This window comes from Streptomyces sp. NPDC030245, from assembly GCF_055572995.1.
In genome coordinates this window covers 188,886-206,706 of sequence record NZ_JBVICF010000003.1, presented here as the reverse complement: position 1 = coordinate 206,706, position 17,821 = coordinate 188,886, and the positions used below count along the sequence as shown (strand labels likewise).

Annotated in this window: 13 protein-coding genes; 5 read left to right on the top strand and 8 right to left on the bottom strand. The window is 68.5% G+C overall.

Features of this window, described 5'->3' with window-relative positions:
• Positions 1–43 precede the first annotated feature (43 nt).
• The 5 genes from ACZ4Z4_RS09470 to metX are packed head-to-tail and all read right to left on the bottom strand — an operon-like array spanning position 44 to position 5,927.
• Positions 44–781 carry an alpha/beta fold hydrolase gene (locus ACZ4Z4_RS09470; protein WP_468324545.1) on the bottom strand — a complete coding sequence of 246 codons (738 nt, stop codon included), beginning with the start codon at positions 779–781 and terminating at the stop codon, positions 44–46.
• On the bottom strand, positions 778–2,091 hold the full coding sequence (locus tag ACZ4Z4_RS09465; protein ID WP_468324542.1) for an MFS transporter: 1,314 nt from the start codon (positions 2,089–2,091) through the stop codon (positions 778–780). Before ACZ4Z4_RS09465 ends, ACZ4Z4_RS09470 begins: the two co-directional genes overlap by 4 nt.
• Positions 2,088–3,344 (bottom strand): ATP-grasp domain-containing protein, encoded by a 1,257-nt coding sequence (locus ACZ4Z4_RS09460; RefSeq protein ID WP_468324539.1) that lies wholly within the window; start codon positions 3,342–3,344, stop codon positions 2,088–2,090. Before ACZ4Z4_RS09460 ends, ACZ4Z4_RS09465 begins: the two co-directional genes overlap by 4 nt.
• A gap of 59 nt (positions 3,345–3,403) precedes the next feature.
• Positions 3,404–4,735: an O-acetylhomoserine aminocarboxypropyltransferase/cysteine synthase family protein gene (locus ACZ4Z4_RS09455; RefSeq protein WP_468324536.1), complete on the bottom strand. Its 1,332-nt coding sequence runs from the start codon at positions 4,733–4,735 to the stop codon at positions 3,404–3,406.
• 34 nt (positions 4,736–4,769) lie between these two features.
• Positions 4,770–5,927, bottom strand: a complete 1,158-nt coding sequence (gene metX, locus ACZ4Z4_RS09450) for a homoserine O-acetyltransferase MetX (protein ID WP_468324533.1) — start codon at positions 5,925–5,927, stop codon at positions 4,770–4,772.
• Between the two features lie 682 nt (positions 5,928–6,609).
• Between metX and ACZ4Z4_RS09445 the strand changes: the two genes are divergently transcribed.
• The 3 genes from ACZ4Z4_RS09445 (at position 6,610) to ACZ4Z4_RS09435 (ending at position 10,822) form a co-directional block, all read left to right on the top strand.
• Positions 6,610–8,790 carry an ATP-dependent nuclease gene (locus tag ACZ4Z4_RS09445; protein WP_468324531.1) on the top strand — a complete coding sequence of 727 codons (2,181 nt, stop codon included), beginning with the start codon at positions 6,610–6,612 and terminating at the stop codon, positions 8,788–8,790.
• The gene (locus ACZ4Z4_RS09440; protein ID WP_468324529.1) at positions 8,783–10,264 is read left to right on the top strand and encodes a UvrD-helicase domain-containing protein; all 1,482 of its coding nucleotides are present in this window, start codon (positions 8,783–8,785) and stop codon (positions 10,262–10,264) included. The genes ACZ4Z4_RS09445 and ACZ4Z4_RS09440 overlap by 8 nt, the downstream gene beginning before the upstream one ends.
• 351 nt (positions 10,265–10,615) lie before the next feature.
• Positions 10,616–10,822 (top strand): hypothetical protein, encoded by a 207-nt coding sequence (locus tag ACZ4Z4_RS09435; RefSeq protein WP_468325742.1) that lies wholly within the window; start codon positions 10,616–10,618, stop codon positions 10,820–10,822.
• 213 nt (positions 10,823–11,035) lie between these two features.
• Here the strand turns inward: ACZ4Z4_RS09435 and ACZ4Z4_RS09430 are convergent, their stop codons facing one another.
• The 3 genes from ACZ4Z4_RS09430 to ACZ4Z4_RS09420 form a co-directional block, all read right to left on the bottom strand.
• Positions 11,036–12,409 carry a class I SAM-dependent RNA methyltransferase gene (locus ACZ4Z4_RS09430; RefSeq protein WP_468324526.1) on the bottom strand — a complete coding sequence of 458 codons (1,374 nt, stop codon included), beginning with the start codon at positions 12,407–12,409 and terminating at the stop codon, positions 11,036–11,038.
• Between the two features lie 121 nt (positions 12,410–12,530).
• Positions 12,531–14,585: an APC family permease gene (locus ACZ4Z4_RS09425; RefSeq protein WP_468324524.1), complete on the bottom strand. Its 2,055-nt coding sequence runs from the start codon at positions 14,583–14,585 to the stop codon at positions 12,531–12,533.
• A gap of 60 nt (positions 14,586–14,645) precedes the next feature.
• A complete protein-coding gene (locus ACZ4Z4_RS09420; RefSeq protein ID WP_468324521.1) occupies positions 14,646–17,033 on the bottom strand; it encodes an MMPL family transporter in 2,388 nt (795 codons plus the stop codon).
• A 183-nt stretch (positions 17,034–17,216) separates the two neighbouring features.
• On the opposite strand from ACZ4Z4_RS09420, the gene ACZ4Z4_RS09415 reads away from it, so the two are divergent.
• Both ACZ4Z4_RS09415 and ACZ4Z4_RS09410 read left to right on the top strand, forming a co-directional pair.
• On the top strand, positions 17,217–17,567 hold the full coding sequence (locus ACZ4Z4_RS09415; RefSeq protein WP_468324519.1) for an ArsR/SmtB family transcription factor: 351 nt from the start codon (positions 17,217–17,219) through the stop codon (positions 17,565–17,567).
• Positions 17,567–17,806, top strand: a complete 240-nt coding sequence (locus tag ACZ4Z4_RS09410; protein WP_398305244.1) for a hypothetical protein — start codon at positions 17,567–17,569, stop codon at positions 17,804–17,806. The genes ACZ4Z4_RS09415 and ACZ4Z4_RS09410 overlap by 1 nt, the downstream gene beginning before the upstream one ends.
• Positions 17,807–17,821 lie beyond the last annotated feature (15 nt).

The window sequence follows — 17,821 nt, the reverse complement described above, 5'->3', positions numbered from 1 at the left end:
TGTTCCTTCTGGGTCTGGGTGGTGTTCACGGTGTTCACGGTATTCACAGAGGGCGAGCGTCAAGGGCGGGCGTCGGACACGCCACGGAGGCGTCGACGAAGGTGTCGAGGTGCCGGAGGACCGTGCTGGTGTGCCCGGTGCCGAAGGTCTCGAAGTGGCCGCAGTCCAGCTCGGTCACGGCCAGCCGCGGTGCCCGCCGCCGCCAGTCGGTGATCTGCCGCTCGCGCTCGGCGCCCGCACAGGACATGAGCAGCACCGCTCCCGTGTGACGGCTCGTCACCCGGTGGGCGGCGCAGGCGTCGAGGTGCGCCTCGGCGGTGCGGCCCGCCGCCTCGGAGGCCGCGGGGCCCATCGGGACGAGCGCCCCGCGCCGGATGTCCGCGAGGAGCCGCTCGCGCGGTTTCCCGTACGCGGACCAGGGTTCGGCGAAACTGTCGATCATGACGACGGCGGGGGCGGGGCCGTCCGCGGCGAGCCGGGCCCCGGTCTCCCAGGCGAGCAGCCCGCCGAGCGACCAGCCGACCAGCAGGTTCGGGCGGTCCGGCAGGTCGCGGATGAGCCCGAGGTAGCGCTCGGTCATGGCGTCGACCGTGCGGTCCGGTTCCTCACCCGGTACGAGTCCCATGGCACGCACCCCGTGGACGGGGCCGCGCCGGGCCAGCCGGGAGAGCAGCGTCACGTACTGGCCGAGGCCGCCGCCCGCGGGATGGAACACCACGGTGTTCAGCGCCCCGGGCCGCCGTCCGAAGGGGGTGAGCACCGGCTGTGTCGGGGCCGTCATGCGGCGTTCACCTCCTGCGCGGCCGGAGCCTTCGCCTCCGACACGGCCACGGGCCGCGCCTTCAGCAGAACTTCGAGGGCGATCCCCGCGGCGACGGCGAGGGCCGCGTACAGCAGACCGACCGTGGACAGCGCGAGGACGTCGAAGAGCGCTCCGGCGAGCAGTGTGCAGACGATCAGCAGGCCGGTGCCGAGGGCGTTGACGAAGCTGGTCAGTGCCACCAGGTCGGTGGCCGGGCACTCCTGCACGACCTCCCCCTGCGCCGCCGTGAAGGCGAACTCGAAGAGGAAGAGGAAGCCGAAGTACGCGGCGTACAGGCTCCACGGCTGTGCGGTGAGGCAGACCACGAACATCACGGCGGCGGTCAGGGCGTTGAGCGCGAGCCCCTGGCGGGGGCGGGCCGTCGTGCGGCGCAGCACGACGGGGACGGTGACCGCGCCGAGGACGAGCGCGAGGCCCGCGACGATTTGCAGGTTCATCACGCCGGCCTCGCCCTGCCCGAGCACGTGGACCGGCACCACCGTGCGCGCCGCGCTGTGGAAGCCCTGGAACACCCCGACCGCGAGGACGAGATGCACCACCGCACGGATCAGCCCGGGCCGGCCGCTCAGGGTGGCCCGGACCTGGGCGGGCAGCCCGCGGCGCGCCGTGCCCTCGACGCGGGGCACCGAGACGGCCGGCAGCAGGCGGTAGCAGCAGGCGGAGAGGGTGAAGGTGACCGCGTCGACGGCCCCGGCGGTGACGACCGACACCTCACCGACGAGCAGGCTGCCGAGGACACCGCCGGCCGCGCTGCCCACGTAGTAGGAGTTGTTGAAGGTGTACGAGGCGAGCTTGAGGTCCGGCCCGTCGAAGAGCTGCCGTGCGTACACCACGCGGGCCGTCTTGGTGATGCCTTCCAGGAGTCCGCGGACCAGGAAGCAGCCGAGCACCACGACGATCAGGTCCGCGCCGAGGAAGACGCCGATGGCCAACGAGACGACGGCGCCGCCCAGTTCGGCGTACACGACCGTGCGGCGCAGCCGTGGTCCTTCGCACACCTTCCGGACGACGCCGACCAGCAGGACCGGCAGGATCCACTGGAAGCCGAAGACGGCGGCCGCGCCGAGCCCGGAGCCGCCCTCGGTGAGCAGCCAGGAGGAGGCGGTGAGCAGCAGGAAGAACGTACCGGCGGAGCTGACGAGCATGGCCGTCCAGAGCACCAGGAACCGGCGCGAGGTGAACAGCGCACGGCGCGCCGCAGCGGCGTCGGGCGCCGTGTCGTCCGGTGCCGGGCCTTCCGTCGCGTCCCCGGTGGGCCGGGCGCTCATGAGCGCGCCTCCAGCAGGCCGGGAGCCAGCGGCACCATGGGGAAGCCGAGGAGTTCCGAGATCTCCTCACGCAGCTCCGCACAGGCCGCCTCGGCCCGCGCGGCGTCCTCGGCGACCACCCGGATGACGCCGTACGTGGTGGTGTTGCCCTCCATGCCGAGCAGGCGGGAGCCGGGACCGATACTGCTGGACCCGGAGTGCAGCCGCGGCCGGAACGCCTCGAACCAGTCGGCGGGCAGGTCGTCGCGGACGACGCAGTCCTCCCGGGCCGCCAGGAAGGTGTGGCTCGCGGCCGTCTCGACCGGGAAGGGTTCGGGCGACAGCGGCTCGCCGACGTACAGGTCGACGAGGACTTCGAAGAGGCCGCGGCCGGTCGCCGCCCGGATGACCTCGGGCACGGTGCCGCCCGCGATCCGCGGATTGACCTCCACCAGGCGGGGGCCGTCCGCGGTGCCGATCACCTCGACGTGGAAGAGGCCCAGGTCCAGGCCGAGGGCCCGGCACACGTCGACCGCGTAGGCGCCGAGTTCCCGCTCGGCGGCCGGGGGCAGGCCGCACGGCACGGTGGAGCCGAGTTCGAGCACCGGGTTGCCGAGACCCAGCTTGCGGCGCACGGTGACGAGCGGCGTGTAGGTGGTGCCGTCCGTGGCGACCTCGACCGAGTAGAGCGGGCCGACGGCCACCTCCTCGAGGATGTAGCGGTCGTCGAGGTCCACGGCGAAACCCTGTTCGAGGGAGTCGAGCCGGGCCCCGGCCTCCTGGAAGTGCCGCTCGATGTCCTGGGGCGACCGGGCGAACGTGGTGACGTTCTTCCCCACGCCGCAGACCGGCTTGACGACGACCGGATAGCCGATGTCCGCGGCCGCGGCGAGCGCCGCTCCGACCTCGGTCACCTCGGCGTACCGCACGTTGGGCAGGCCGTGCTCGTCCACGGTCCTGCGGCAGGCCGTCTTGTCGCGGGCGGCGGCCACACCGCTGGGCGAGGGCCCCCGGGCACCGGTCAGCTCGGCGAGCCGCGCGGCCGTTCCGGCCAGCATGTGCAGGGTGGCGATCACCCCGTCGATCCCCTCCGCGGGCACCCCGGCGGCGCGCAGCGCCCGGAGCGCCGCTTGCGGATCATGGAGCTCCGCGACCTCGATGGCCCGGTCGGCGAGGGCGAGGGCCCGTGCACGGCTGGCGGGGGTGTGCATGAAGTCGTACCGCGACGACCACAGGAGGGTGACGCTGTCCCCTCTCTCCTTCGCGTACTCCATGGCCCGCAGGCCAAGGACGCTCGAATCGACAAAGACCAGATGCCGCACGGCTGCCGCCCTCACTGCTTCGTTGTCCGGCCGGGGGCCGGGTCGGCTGCCGCCAGTGCGGTCGCCAGGTCGGATGTGATGTCTTCGATGCCTTCGATGCCGGTCGAGAACCGGATGAGGCCGGGCGCCACGCCCGCCGCCCGCTGCTGTTCGGGCGTCAGCTGGTAGTGCGTCGTACTGGCCGGGTGGATGGCGAGACTGCGTACGTCGCCGATGTTGGCGAGGTGGCTGACGAGTTCGAGGCCGTCGATGAAGCGCGCGCCCGCCTCCCGCCCGCCGGCCAGCTCGAAGGAGACGACTCCGCCCGCTCCCCGCGGCAGGTATTTCCGCGCCAGGCCGTGCCAAGGACTGGACGGCAGCCCGGGATAGTGGACCGCCGAGACTTCGGGCCGGCCCTCCAGCCAGCGGGCGAGTTCAAGGGCATTGCTCACGTGCCGTTCCATGCGCAGCGAGAGCGTCTCCAGGCCCTGGAGCACCAGGAAGCTGGTGAACGGTGTGGTGGCGGGCCCGAGATCGCGCAGCAGCCGGAGCCGCAGCCGGCGGGCGTACGCGCCGGGGCCGAACTCGTCCCAGAACCGTAGTCCGTGGAAGCTCGGGTCGGGTTCGCTGTACTTCGGGAAGCGGTCCACGTGCGCGCCGAAGTCGAAGGTGCCGTTGTCGACGACGACACCGCCGATGACCGTGCCGTGCCCGGAGAGGTACTTCGACGTGGAGTGCACCACCACGTCGACGCCGTGCTCGGCGGGCCGCAACAGGTACGGCGTGAGGCCCGTGTTGTCGAGCACGAAAGGCACCCCGGCCGCGTGCGCGACACCGGCCACCGCGCCTATGTCGAGGAGATTGTTGCGGGGATTGCCCACCGTCTCGCCGAACACCACCTTGGTGGTGGGCCGCAGAGCCCGCCGCCACGCGTCGGGGTCATCGGGATCGTCGACGAACGTCGTCTCGATCCCGTACTCGGGCAGCAGGTGCCGCAGCAGGTTGTACGTCCCGCCGTACAGCGTCGCGCTCGACACGACATGGTCACCCGCACCGGCCAGATTCAGGATGGCCAGGGCCACGGCCGCGTGCCCGGAAGCCACGGCCACGGCGTCGACGGCGCCCTCCAGAGAGGCGATCCGGCGTTCGAGGGCTTCGTGGGTCGGGTTCTGGATGCGCGAGTAGATGTTGCCCTTCTCCTCCAGGGTGAAGAGGCGCGCCGCGTGGGCGGTGTCCTGGAACGCGAAGGCTCCCGTCTGGTAGATCGGCACGGCCCGGGCCAGGGTCGTCGGGTCGGGCGCCGTACCGGCATGGATCTGCCGGGTCTCGAAGGACCAGGCCGCAGGCGCCATAGCTTCCGTCATGGAGTGCTTTCCTGTCTCTCTCGTTCCTGCCGGCTCACTCGGTCCGCTCACCGGAGTGCGCCAGTGCCAGTGCCTGCCGGAGGACAGCACCGATCTGCTCGTGTTCGATGAGGAAGCCGTCGTGCCCCGTGGGCGATTCGACGACGGAGAAATGCACGCAGCGCGGCAGCCCGCGGGCGATCCGGTGCTGCTCGTAGGGCGGAAACAGCCGATCACTGCTGAACCCGACGACGAACGCATCCGCCCGCACGCGCCGCAGAGCCGCCTCCACACCCCCGCGCCCGCGCCCGATGTCGTGCCGGTTCATCGCGTCGGTGAGCACGACGTAGCTGCCCGCGTCGAAGCGGTGCACGAGTTTCTCGGCGTGATGGTCGAGATAGGACTCGACGGCGTAGCGGGCGTCTACCGCGGAGGCGGTCCTGCCCCGACGCCTCTCGACCCGCCTGCCGAAGCGCTCCTCGAGCTCGGCGCCACCGCGGTAGGTGATGTGGGCGATGCGGCGGGCGTTACCGAGGCCACGGTGCGGACCACAGCCGTCCGGGGCCTCGTAGTAGTCGCCGCCGCGCCAGTTGGGATCGCTGCGGATGGCGTGCAGTTGGGGAACGGACCAGGCGATCTGGTCCGCCGTGGCCGCCGCGGAGCAGGCCAGCACTCCCAGGGTGCGCACCCGGTCCGGCCGGCCGACGGCCCATTCCAGGGCACGCATGCCACCCATCGACCCACCGAGGACGGCCGCCCAGGTACGAATCCCGAGGGCATCGGCGAGAGCGGCTTCGGCGGCGACCTGGTCACGGATCGTCAGGGCAGGGAAGCGCGACCCCCAGGGGCGCCCGTGCCGCGTAGCCGAGGCGGGCCCGGTGGACCCCTGGCAGCCACCGAGCACATTGGGCGCGACGACGAACCACCGGTCGGTGTCCACTGCCCGGCCGGGCCCGACAAGGTCGTCCCACCACCCGGCGGTGGGATGCCCCGGCATCGCAGGCCCGCTCGCATGACTGTCACCCGTGAGCCCGTGCAGAACGAGCACCGCGTTCGACGCGTCGGGAGCGAGGACGCCCCAACTCTCATAGGCAATCCGCACATCGGGCAGCACGCCACCGCCCTCGAGCCCCAGCGGACCGGCCAGTTCAACCCACTGCCGCCGCCCGACAGCCGCCCCCGGCACCCAGGCCCCGCTAACAGGCGGCCCCACCCAAACGCGCCCCTCTGCACGCGCACTAGTACTCGTACGCGTAGTGGCACTGGCACTGGCACTGGCACTGGCATCCGGACCTTGGAGCACGGCCGGACGGATGCCCCCGGCCCGACGAAGTCCCAGGGCCAGAACGCTGTCTGTATCCATGCCGGAGAACCTAGAAGCGCAGCTCCCAGCCCCGGCACGGCCAACCCACTACTTCGTCATCTCCCCACCGAACCGGCCGCCTCGGGGCCCGCAGTAAGTCAGGTCACCCAACCCGAAGGCAACGACGGCCAAGCAAACCAACCGAAACAGGAACGCGGCAGCCGGTCAATCGTGCTCGAGTCCCGCCCACAGGAACCGAAGCCGTAAGGGCACCGGTGGACGCACTGGGGCAACCAATCCCGCCATGCCGCTTCTGCGGCCAACCCTCAAGCCTCCCAGGCCCGGAAGGACTACCTGACCACTTCTCATGCAGACGAGGGTCCAGGCGGCAGGTCATCGGTGACTGCTTCCCGCCCTCGCTGAGAGTCGACGTTGGTCTCGGCCGAGCCCGAATCGCCCGGCGGTGCGACAGATGAGGGCACGTCGCACTGATGAGCGATGATGTTGCCCCAGTGACGGAGTGGATCGGGGGGCGGCCGTGTATCTGAGTCGCGTCAAGGTAAGCGGACTGCGCGCGAGTGCAGAGACACCAATGAGCTGCGACCTGCCTGGCAGGTTCAGTGTGTTGATCGGCCCGAACGGTGCAGGGAAGACGACACTCACTGACGCGCTGTACCTCGCGCATCCAGGAAGCCGGTTCCCGGTGCTCCCAAGGCCGACCTCAGCCGTGCTGGCGGCGCCCGATACGGGTGTCGAACGCAGTGTGGACATCACGTACACCCTTGCCGACGAAATCCAGGCCGAGGGACGCCTGGGGCGCGAAATTCACACAGACGGGCACCGGCGACTCGGTGGCGAGGCGGAATCCTGGAGTGTCTCTCTGGAACGGCAACTGGGAACAGTCACCTCGCGCCTGATAAGCAACCACGGCCTTGCCCGGAGGATGGATCCCTTCAAGCTGATCTATCTGCCCGCATGGCGTCATCCGTTGGACGAATTGGCGCGCCGTGAGGTGCGCATCTTGGTGGAGCTTCTCCGCGCGCGGCAGCAGGAGCTCTACGGTAGCCGTAACTTAGTGGCTCTACGGGCTCGTGCTTCCCGGCTGTTGGAGGATCTAGCCAGGGACAGTCTGATCGAAGCCGTCGAGGCCCGCATCAGTGGGCAGATGGGCAGGCTGTCGGCCGGCGTGAGCCCGCAATGGCCCTACGTGCGCGGCCAGGTGATGGATGATGCCTATCTCGCCCGCGTCCTGGAGATCATGCTCGCCGTCATCGAGGGCCGCTCCTCAGCCCGCCCTCTAGAGGTCTCTGGCCTGGGGTACGTCAACCTGCTTCATATTGCCGTAACGCTAGCTGCGATACCCGACTCAACAGAGGTCCCTCGCTCGTCAACGAATACACTAGGCGACGCTAACGGTGAGCCCACGTCCGAGGAGGAGCAGGCGCGGCAAGCATTCGAGAACTTGGCTCAAGCGCATGCTGAGGCGGCCTCTGAAGAAGACTCCTTCTTCTCCACGACACCCTTTCACGCAACGGTCGTCATCGAAGAGCCTGAAGCTCATCTGCACCCACAGCTGCAGCACTCTTTGGTCCGGTACCTGCGTAGGACCGTCAAGGCGCGCCCCGAGCTGCAGGTGATCCTCACCAGTCACGCGACTGACATCATCACAGCTTGCGATCCCACGGAGCTCGTCGTCGTACGTCGCACCGACCGCGGCAGTGTGAGCCACTGCGTCAAGGACGTAGTCCCGGACCAATATCGCGACGCCACGCTTCGCCTGGCAAGGCTGCACTTGGACGCAAGTCGTTCATCGGCTCTCTTCGCCGAACGCCTTCTCCTGGTTGAAGGGGTCACCGAGGGCGCAGTGGTGCGCGAGTTCGGCCGAACCTGGGCAGGTCAAGACGAAGCCAAACAAGCCTTCATTGACGCCCTCAGCATAATCCCGATGGGGACCAAGGTCGGCCCGTGGGCTGCTCGTCTCCTGGCGACACCTGGCAAAGAATTGTGCACGAAGCTGGCCATCCTCCGGGACAGCGACAGCGACCTTCCCTTCGACATCACTCGCGATGTTCCAAAATGGGCGACGGAGCATGATCAGTCCGTAGCCCGGGTGTTCATCAGCCATCCCACTCTCGAACCGGCGATCACTCCGGGCAACGAGAACCTCGTCGCGGAGGCCCAACTAGCGATAGACCCAACCCATCCGTTGGGCGAAGTCACCGTCGACAGCGTTCGCTCATACTTCGCCAGCCGAAGCTCGGGAAAAAGCGGCGGAGAAGCAGTCAAAGAGGGCCGTGGTGCCCGCCGCAAGGCCGAGTTCGCCCTCGCTCTCGCCGCGGCACTCAGGGAAACCAACGACACCGGCCGCGAGGCAGGTGGCGACTTCTGCTCCGTATCGGTGCCCGATCACCTTGGAGAACTCTTCGACTTCCTCTACCCCGCCCCGCCCAGTTCTGCCAGCGACTTGACCTCCGACGAGGCTGCCGTGGAACCGCCCGAGTGGCTGGCACCTGACAATATTTGGGACGGAATGCCAGACGTCATCGACTGGGATGACGAGCTCAACGACCCGGGGTACTGGCCGGATGACGAGCCGGTCAGCGCTGAGCATGAGTTCGGTGCCGAAGCCAGCGCAGAGGACGGGACAAAGAGCCAGGGCGACCTTCCGCACGAGCCTCCGATCCAGCAGAACTACATGGCAGAGCGCCGACCGGGAGCCTGGCCCGCGCAAGGGATACCCGGAGCCGCTTCACGGGGGCAGGGCCATGCCTAGCCCCAACACGGGACTTGATGCGTTGACGCCCCAACAGTTGACCGCTAGCGGCTGCTCAAACAGCCGCATCTACGTCCAAGCTGCACCCGGATCAGGAAAGACCACTGTATCGGCCATGCGATTCGGCCTGCACCGCTTCGCTGCCTTCTCTGACCCGCGCGCGGTGGTAGCGGTCAGCTTCACCAGATCAGCCACCGAAGAGTTGCGCACACGAGTATCCCAGCAATGGGGCTCGGCTTCACTGCGCTGGCCTCATCGTATCGTTACCCTGGACACCCTGCTTTGCGACCTCCTCTTCTACCTGCTGAATGAAGGCGTACTGCACTGGCCAGGAGGGCATACCAAATTGGAGGTGGTGGACTCCTGGCGGACTGCTATCGCCACGCGGCGCAGCCGCATAAGGCCCGTCCTCCAGATCGATAGCGGTCATGTTGTCATAAGGACACTTAACGAGCACCAGCCCACCAGCCAGCCTTCAGCCCTGCACTTCAAGGAAGCCGTATTGGCTGGCACGTGTACACACGACAACGTGCGCGAGGTGCTCCAAGGAGCTCTCACTACTACTCCCGCACGCCAGGCACTGGTTGCATACTTCGAGAACTCAGTACGGTCGTTGACCGTGGACGAAGTGTTCGACGCCAACGACCTGGACCGGGAAATATTCTCGCTCGCTGCATCAGCGTCAACCTTTCTCACGTTAGTGGGCGATCCGTGGCAGGCGCTGTACCAGTTCAGAGGCGCACGCCCCGACGCAATGGCAAAGTACATCAGTGACAACGGATTCACCACGCATCACCTGGATGTCTCCTTTCGCTGGGGAACTGATAGACAGTCATGGACCGCACGACAGTTGCGTCGGCGCCTTCCGGTCAAATTGCCAGATGGACACGCCCGCGAAGCCGATGTAGCACTCGCCTACAAATGGAAACAGTTATGGGCGTGCGACCCCCTTATCCTGCCTCTGGCCATCAAGACCGGTGTCGGTCAGATGCAAGATGCGATCTGCACCTTGCTCCTCAACGAGATCGCGCAAGCCGCTCTAGGCACGCAGGTGACATTTCTGCTCGACGCTTTGATCACGCTCGGGCTTGACAAAGAAGAATTGAACATTATAGCCCGTCCCCATCTGCAGACTGCCATTAGTGACCTAAAAGATGGCCAGCAGATATCGCTGGTGTGGCAAAGACTCACAGCAAGCCTGGCCGACCGCCTTCCAATGCTTGCTGCTGCTGAATTCGCCCGCAAACCAACCAGCGCCCTCACCCTTCTGACACTTCGACTAACGGAGGGCCAGCTAATACCAGGTCTCACCTATCACCAGTCCAAGGGGCGGGAGTGGAATACGGTAGCCATCAAGTTAAGCCATACGGAAGCTGCAGCGCTGGCAAACGGTCTGGACCCTGGAAAAGAGGATCATCGCGCCCTGTACGTGGGACTTACACGCGCCCGCCTCAACGCCTTTTCCCTCGCCTAGTTATTCCGCGCGGTGGCCACTTGACTGAACGTGGTCGGCTTCCGAACGTGGGCTGAGCGTTATGGCGTTGGGCCACTCAATTTCACGTTTAGCGGCCATAGATAGCGATTTCCGGCGCACACCTGCAACAGTCGAGCAGGGCCACCGGTTGCCGATAGCGGGTACCACTTCCCTAAAACTCCATTGCCCCATCCAGCGCGCCCGTCGAGAGGCTGCTTGTAACGACCTCCCTTTCGCCGCCATACGGCACTGCATATACCGGTTCGCGTTGTGATACTCCGAAGCACAATCGAGCCCACCTGCGCAAGGCTGCCGAAAGCGTGCAATGACTGATACCAGCAGCCCCCCTGCATATGCCTCACTCGCCGATGGACCCCGCGAGACTTCAGCAGAACATCGGCAAGCAGCTCGCCAACCCGCTCTCGCGGGGATCTACGCAACGCCGAAGCCGGTCGGCGCAGCATGGTTGGCGGCCAGGAGGACATGATCATCGACATCGCGGCGACCCACTCTGCGTGCTGGTCAAGAACGGCAGGCGCCGGTGGAGACGGCGTCTAAGCCGATCTCCGTCCGGCCATAACCGTCAGAGCTTCGCCAAGAGAAAGCCAAAGATGCGCTTCTGCGGACCGCGACCTGCGAAAACATACCCCTGACAACCCGTTAGAGAGTGCTCCAACCGCGCGTCATATGTGCGCCACGAGCGTCGCTTGTGTGTCAAGATATCGCCCGTAACGCACACAACGCCCATAATGCACCGGGCAAAGCCGCAGGTCAGCGACCCTTATCAGCAGGCTCCAAAATCGCCACACACTCCACATGGTGAGTCATCGGAAACAAATCAAACGCCCGCAGCGTCCGCACCCGATACCCCCCCTCCCGGAAGTACCCCAGATCCCGCGCCAGCGCCGCCGGATCGCAAGCCACATAAGCGATCCGGCGCGCGCCCAGCTCCGCCAGCCGGCGGACCGTCTGCTTGCCCGCTCCCGCGCGCGGCGGGTCCAGGACGATGAGGTCGACCTCCGTGATGCCCGTGCGCGGGAGGACCGATTCGACCTTGCCCTGTTCGATGCGGACGCGGTCGAACGACGCGAGGTTGTGGCGGGCGTCCTCCACCGCGCGCTTGCTGGACTCGATGCCGAGCACCGCGCCCTTCTCGCCGACGCGGTCGGCCAGTGCGCCCGCGAAGAGGCCGACGCCGCAGTAGAGGTCGAGGGCCGACTCGCCCTTGCGGGGGGTGAGGCCCTGCATGACGGCCAGCATGAGGGTCTCGGCGGCCTTGGGGTGGACCTGCCAGAAGCCGCCGCTGCCCACGCGGTACGTGCGGCCGTCGGCCCGCTCGCGGACGAAGGGGCGGCCGTGGACCCGGTGGACCCCGCCGTCCTTCTCGCCCACGCGCATCACCGAGACCGGCTTGTCCAGTTCGACGATGGGCAGGCGCGCGCCGGGGCGCGGGGCCAGGATCACCTGGCGGTCCTGGGAGCCCGTCGCCGCGATCGCCTCGACCGAGGCCATGCCCGACCAGTCGCGCTGTTCGATGCCGAGTTCGGAGACGCCCTCCGCCGCGATCATGCAGTGCTCGATCGGCTCGACCTCGTGCGAGCGGTGGCGGCGCAGGCCCGCCTTGCCGGTCGAGGCGTCCACCGCGTACTGGACGCGCGTGCGCCAGGACGGGACCTCACCCGGCGGAAGCTTGTCGCCCTCCGCCGGCATGACCGTGCCGTCCCAGCCCGCCTCCTCGGGGGTGAGTCCGGCCAGGCGCTTGAGCTGCTCGGCGATGACCTCGCCCTTGAGGCGGCGCTGCGCGCCCGGCTTCGCGTGCTGCCAGTCGCAGCCGCCGCAGCGGCCGGGGCCGGCGTAGGGGCAGGGGGCCTCGACGCGGTCCTTGGAGGGGTCCAGGATCGTCACCGCGTCCGCGCGCAGGAAGCGTGCGCCCTCCTCGCCCTCCGTCACGCGTGCGACGACCTTCTCGCCGGGCAGCGCGTGCCGGACGAAGAGCACCTGGCCCTCGTCCGTACGGGCGATGCAGTGGCCGCCGTGCGCGACGGGGCCGATCTCGACCTCGTACTCCTGACCGATCAGTGAGACCGGCGATGTCGACGGTGTCGACGCGTGTCCCGCCTGCGGGTTGTTCTGGTCTGCCTGCATGGCGGGGTGACTCCACAACGTCAGAGTGAAAGGGGACGGCCGGACCACGGACGGCCGGACCACAGCCCACCAGTCTACGTGGGTGTCGTCCGGCCGTCCGACCAGAGCGGGCCTGAGCGCGTCAGGCCTTCTTGCTCGGCTCCTTCACGCGCTTCGGCTTCTCCACCGGTCCCCGCCGCACCGCTCCCGGCGCGTTCCACTCCGAACGCCTGCGGGCCCGCCTCTTCGCGGCCTCGGAGGAGTCCAGCTGGTAGGGGACGGAGGTCACCATGACGCCCGGTGTGAAGAGCAGGCGGCCCTTGAGGCGCAGGGCGCTCTGGTTGTGGAGCAGGTGCTCGTACCAGTGGCCCACCACGTACTCGGGGATGATCACGCTGACCACGTCGCGCGGGCTCTCGCGGCGCAGGTTCTTGACGTACTCGATGATCGGGCGGGTGATCTCACGGTACGGCGAGTCGAGGACCTTCAGGGGGACCGTGATGCCGCGGCGCTCCCACTCCTCCTTGAGGGCCTTGGTCTCCGCCGGGTCGACGTTGATGCTGAGCGCCTCCAGCGTGTGGGAGCGCATCAGCTTCGCGTACGCCAGCGCGCGCAGCGTCGGACGGTGGATCTTGGAGACCAGGACGATCGAGTGGACCCGCGAGGGGCGCACGCTGTCGTCGCCGAGGGTCTCCGGGGCCGCGATCTCCTCGGCCACGCGGTCGTAGTGGCGGCGGATCGCCGTCATCGTCGCGTAGAAGATGCACATGCCGAGCAGGGCGACCCAGGCGCCGTGCGTGAACTTGGTGACCAGGACGACGACGAGGACGAGGCCCGTGAAGAACGCGCCGAACGTGTTGATCGCGCGGGAGCGGACCATGCGGCGGCGCTTGTCCCGGTCCTTCTCGGTGGCCAGGTGGCGGTTCCAGTGCCGGACCATGCCGATCTGGCTGAGCGTGAAGGAGACGAAGACGCCGACGATGTAGAGCTGGATGAGGCGCGTCGAGTCCGCGCCGTAGACGACCACGAGGAGCGCGGCCGCGCCGGCGAGCAGCACGATGCCGTTGGAGAACGCGAGGCGGTCGCCGCGGGTGTGCAGCTGGCGCGGCAGGTAGCGGTCCTGCGCCAGGATCGAGCCGAGCAGCGGGAAGCCGTTGTACGCGGTGTTGGCCGCGAGGAAGAGGACCAGCGCGGTCGCCGCGGCGAGGATCATGAACAGGAAGCTGCCGTGGCCGAAGACGGCCTCGGCGACCTGGGAGATCACCGGGTTCTGGACGTAGTCGCTGCCGACCGGCACACCGTTGTGGATCAGGTCGTCGGCGGGCTTCTCGGCCATGTGGACGTTGGTCGCCATGGCGAGGCCGATGATGCCGCAGAACATCGTGACGGCCAGGGCCCCCATGAGCGCGAGGGTCGTCGCGGCGTTCTTGGACTTCGGCTTGCGGAAGGCCGGGACGCCGTTGCTGATGGCCTCGACGCCGGTGAGCGCCGCACAGCCCGAGGAGAAGGCCCGCAGGAGCAGGAAGACGAGGGCGAAGCCCGCGAGGCCCTGGTGCTCGGGCTTGATCTCGTAGTCGGCGGTGGGCGAGTTCATCGTGTCGCCGAGGACGAGGCCGCGGAAGGCACCCCACGCGATCATGATGAAGACGCCGGCCACGAAGACGTACGTCGGGATCGCGAAGAGCTTCCCGGACTCCTTCACGCCGCGCAGGTTCATCACGGTGAGGAGCAGGATCACCGCCGACGCGCAGAGCACCTTGTGCTCGACCACGAACGGGACCGCGGAGCCGAGGTTCTCGATGCCCGAGGAGATCGACACGGCCACCGTCAGGACGTAGTCGACGAGCAGGGCGCTCGCGACGGTGAGTCCGGCGCGCGGGCCGAGGTTGGTGGTGGCGACCTCGTAGTCGCCACCACCGCTCGGGTACGCGTGCACGTTCTGTCTGTAGGACGCGACGACCGTGAACATCAGCACGACGACCGCGACGGCGATCCACGGGCTGAAGTGGTAGGCCGACACGCCCGCGATGGAGAGGACGAGAAGTACCTCTCCCGGCGCGTACGCCACGGACGAGAGCGGGTCGGACGCGAAGACGGGGAGTGCGATGCGCTTCGGCAGGAGCGTCTCTCCGAGCCGGTCACTGCGCAGTGCGCGCCCGATGAGGATCCGTTTGGGCACGTCGGTCAGTTTGGACACGGAGAGGATCGTAAGCGTTCGAATGGGGGCGCGCCCACCCACCACCCCCAACTGCTCCGGCTATCGGCCTTGTGCGATCCTGCGCCCCTCCGGACGGGCGTGGTGCTCCCCCGTGAACCGCTCCTCCACGGCCTGTTCCCCCGCTCCGTGCTCCCCTGTCCCCCGGAATTCCGCGGCGACCCGGGCCTCCGCGCGGCGGATCGCGCCCGACGGCCACCACGTGGCGCGGCCGAGCAGCAGCAGCGCGGCGGGCAGGATCATGACGCGGATCACAAACGCGTCGAGCAGGACGGCCACCGCCAGGACGAGGCCCATCTGCTTCATCTCCAGGATGTGCAGCATCACGAAGCTCGCGAAGACGGTGACCATGACGAGCGCCGCGCTGGTGACGACCTTGGCGGAGGAGGTGATGCCGTCGATGACCGCCTGGCGCGTGGGCACGCCGTTCAGGGCGGCCTCGCGGATGCGGCTGACCACGAAGACCTGGTAGTCCATCGAGAGCCCGAAGAGGATCACGAAGAGGAAGAGCGGCACGCGCGAGGAGATGCCGTCGAGCGAGATGAAGGAGAGCAGTTCCTCGGCCCACTCGCCCTGGAAGACGAGGACGAGCACGCCGAGCGCCGACGCGGCGGAGAGCAGGTTGAGGACGACGCCGAGCACTCCGAGGACGACCGAGCGGAACGCGAAGACCGTCATGACGAAGGTCATCAGGAGCAGGAAGCCGAGGACGAGCGGCAGCTTCTCGTTCTGGTGTTCCACGTAGTCGACGCCGCGCGCCACCTCGCCGGTGACGGCCGTCTCGACGCCGGGCAGCCTGCCGACGGTCGCGGGGATGTGGTCGTGCCGGATGCGGTCGAGCGAGTCCTCGGCCTTCTCCGAGTACGTCGGGTGCGGACCGTTGAGTTCCAGCGTGGTGGTCCGCCGGTCGTCGGAGGTGCGGAGCAGCGGGGTGCGTGAGGGGTGCGAGAAGAGCGGGTCGGCCTGCGCCCTGCGGTCCAGCTGCTCCAGGGCCGCCCGCACGTCGGCGGCGCGCGAGGCCTCGGCCCGCACCACGACGAGGTGCCGCAGGCGCTGCTCCGGGAAGGTTTCGAGCAGCCTGTCGTACCCCCGCATCGCGGGGATCTCGCGGGAGAAGCTGTCGCGCGCGGGGTTCTTGAGGTTCATGTCCAGGGCGGGCAGCGCCAGGCCCAGCATGGCGAGGACGGAGAGGCAGAGGGTGAGCGCGGGGCGCTTACGGGCGGGGGCGAGCAGGGCGCTCCAGGCACGTCCGGGCTTCTTCTCGCCGTACGACGCGGAGGACGCGGACGACGCGGCCTGCCCAGGTGACCCGGACTGCCCAGACGCCCCTGGCAGCCCTGACGCCCCGTACGACCGGACCGGCTTGCCCCGCGCGGCGCGCCTGGCCGCGCGGCGCTCGGTCCGTCGTCCGAGCCGGACCAGGAGCGCCGGCAGGACCGTCACGGAGCTGACCACGGCGACGGCGACGACCAGGATCGTGCCGGTGGCGAGCGAGTCGAAGATGACGTCACGGGCGAGGAAGAGCGCGGTGGTGGAGACGATGACCGCGAGCCCGGAGACCACGATCGCCCGGCCCGCCGTCGCGGCGGCGGCCTCGACCAGCGCTTCCGAGGTGAGGCGGCCGCCCGCGCGGGCCCGCTCCTCGCGCTCGCGCTTGAGATAGAAGAGCGTGTAGTCGACGCCGACCGCCATGCCGATGAGCAGGATCATGCTCATCCCGACGCCGGTGTCGGGCAGCAGGTGCGAGGCCACCATCGCGAGGCCCATCGTCGCCATGATCGAGGTGATGGCGAGCAGCAGCGGTACGCCGACCATGACGACCGAGCCGAAGACCACGGCGAGCGTGATCAGCGTGATCGGCAGGGTGATCGCCTCGGAGAACTTCAGGTCCTTGTCGCGCTGCCCTTCGACGCCCTTGCTCACGGAGGCGTCGCCGGTCTCCTCGATCCGCAGGCCGGGGTGGGCCTCGGCGGCCTGCGCGGTCTGGGCCTGGAGCGGCGGGACGCGTTCCTGGTCGTCCTGGTCGGAGCCGGTCAGCTCCACCGGGACCCGCAGCACGCGTCCGTCGGCGGAGGCGACCGGAGCCTTGACCGCGGCGACCTCGGGCAGGGCCCGCATCCGGTCGGTGATGTCCTTGACGGCGGCGTCGGCGGCCGCCCTGTCCAGCGGTCCCGGCCGGTCCCAGGAGCCCGTCGCGGCACGAATCAGTATGTGTTCCGTGGAGCGGTGCGGGATGCCGCCCTCGTCGGCCAGGGCCTCGGCCCGGCCCGCCTCGCCGACGCGGAAGTCCGCCGAGGTCGCGCTGTTCGTCCCGGCGGCGATTCCGCCGCCGAGGCAGAGCGCCACGAAGACCAGCCAGCCGACGATCGCCCGCCATGGGTGCCGCGCGCTCCACCTGGCCACGCGCACCGTGACCGATCGCTTTCTCATGTCCGTCCCCCGCCCTTTCGGCATCGCTCGTGCTTCATGTGTAAGTGGAGACTGACAGGTGGCGGAACGAGCCGTCAACTGTCATGGATGAGCGGATAGGCGTCGGCGCGCCGCGGATTGACAGCGGTTCCCGTCATGCGTAAGCCTTGACTGACAGGTTTTGGAGCAGCGCGAAGGCGGACCATGGACAGCGAGGAGCTGCTGGCTTTTCTCGCGGCGGTCGGCCATGCACAGCGCATCCGGATCATCACCGAGCTCGCGTCCGGCAGGCTGTACGTCAGCGAGCTGGCCCGCCGGCTCGGGGTGTCCCGCCCCTTGCTCTACATGCACCTCGAACGCATGGAGAAGGCAGGCCTCGTCGTCGGCCACCTGGAGCTCTCCGACGACGGCAAGGCGCTCAAGTACTTCGAACTGGCGCCATTCGACGTGCAGTTGAACGCGGATACGATCGTCGCGGCCGTCCGCCACGACCAGTCGGGTCAGACAGGTCGGTCGGGCGATGACGGACAGCACTCAGCAAAGGGGACGCCCTAGTGGACGACGTGATCATTCCCGTCGCTTTCTTCCTGATACTCGCCGGCGCGATCGTCGCCGTCGCCTACTTCCAGACGCAGCGCAACCGCGAGCGCGACCGGCAGTACGCCGAGGCCATGCAGGGGTACCGTGAGGCCGTCGAGCGCGCCAGGTCCGAGCAGGAGTCGACCCGCCTCCAGCTCGTCGAGCTCGGCCACCGGCTGGAGAAGGTCGAGGGGCTGCTGCGCAGCGTGGACTGAGCTCTCACCTCCGCC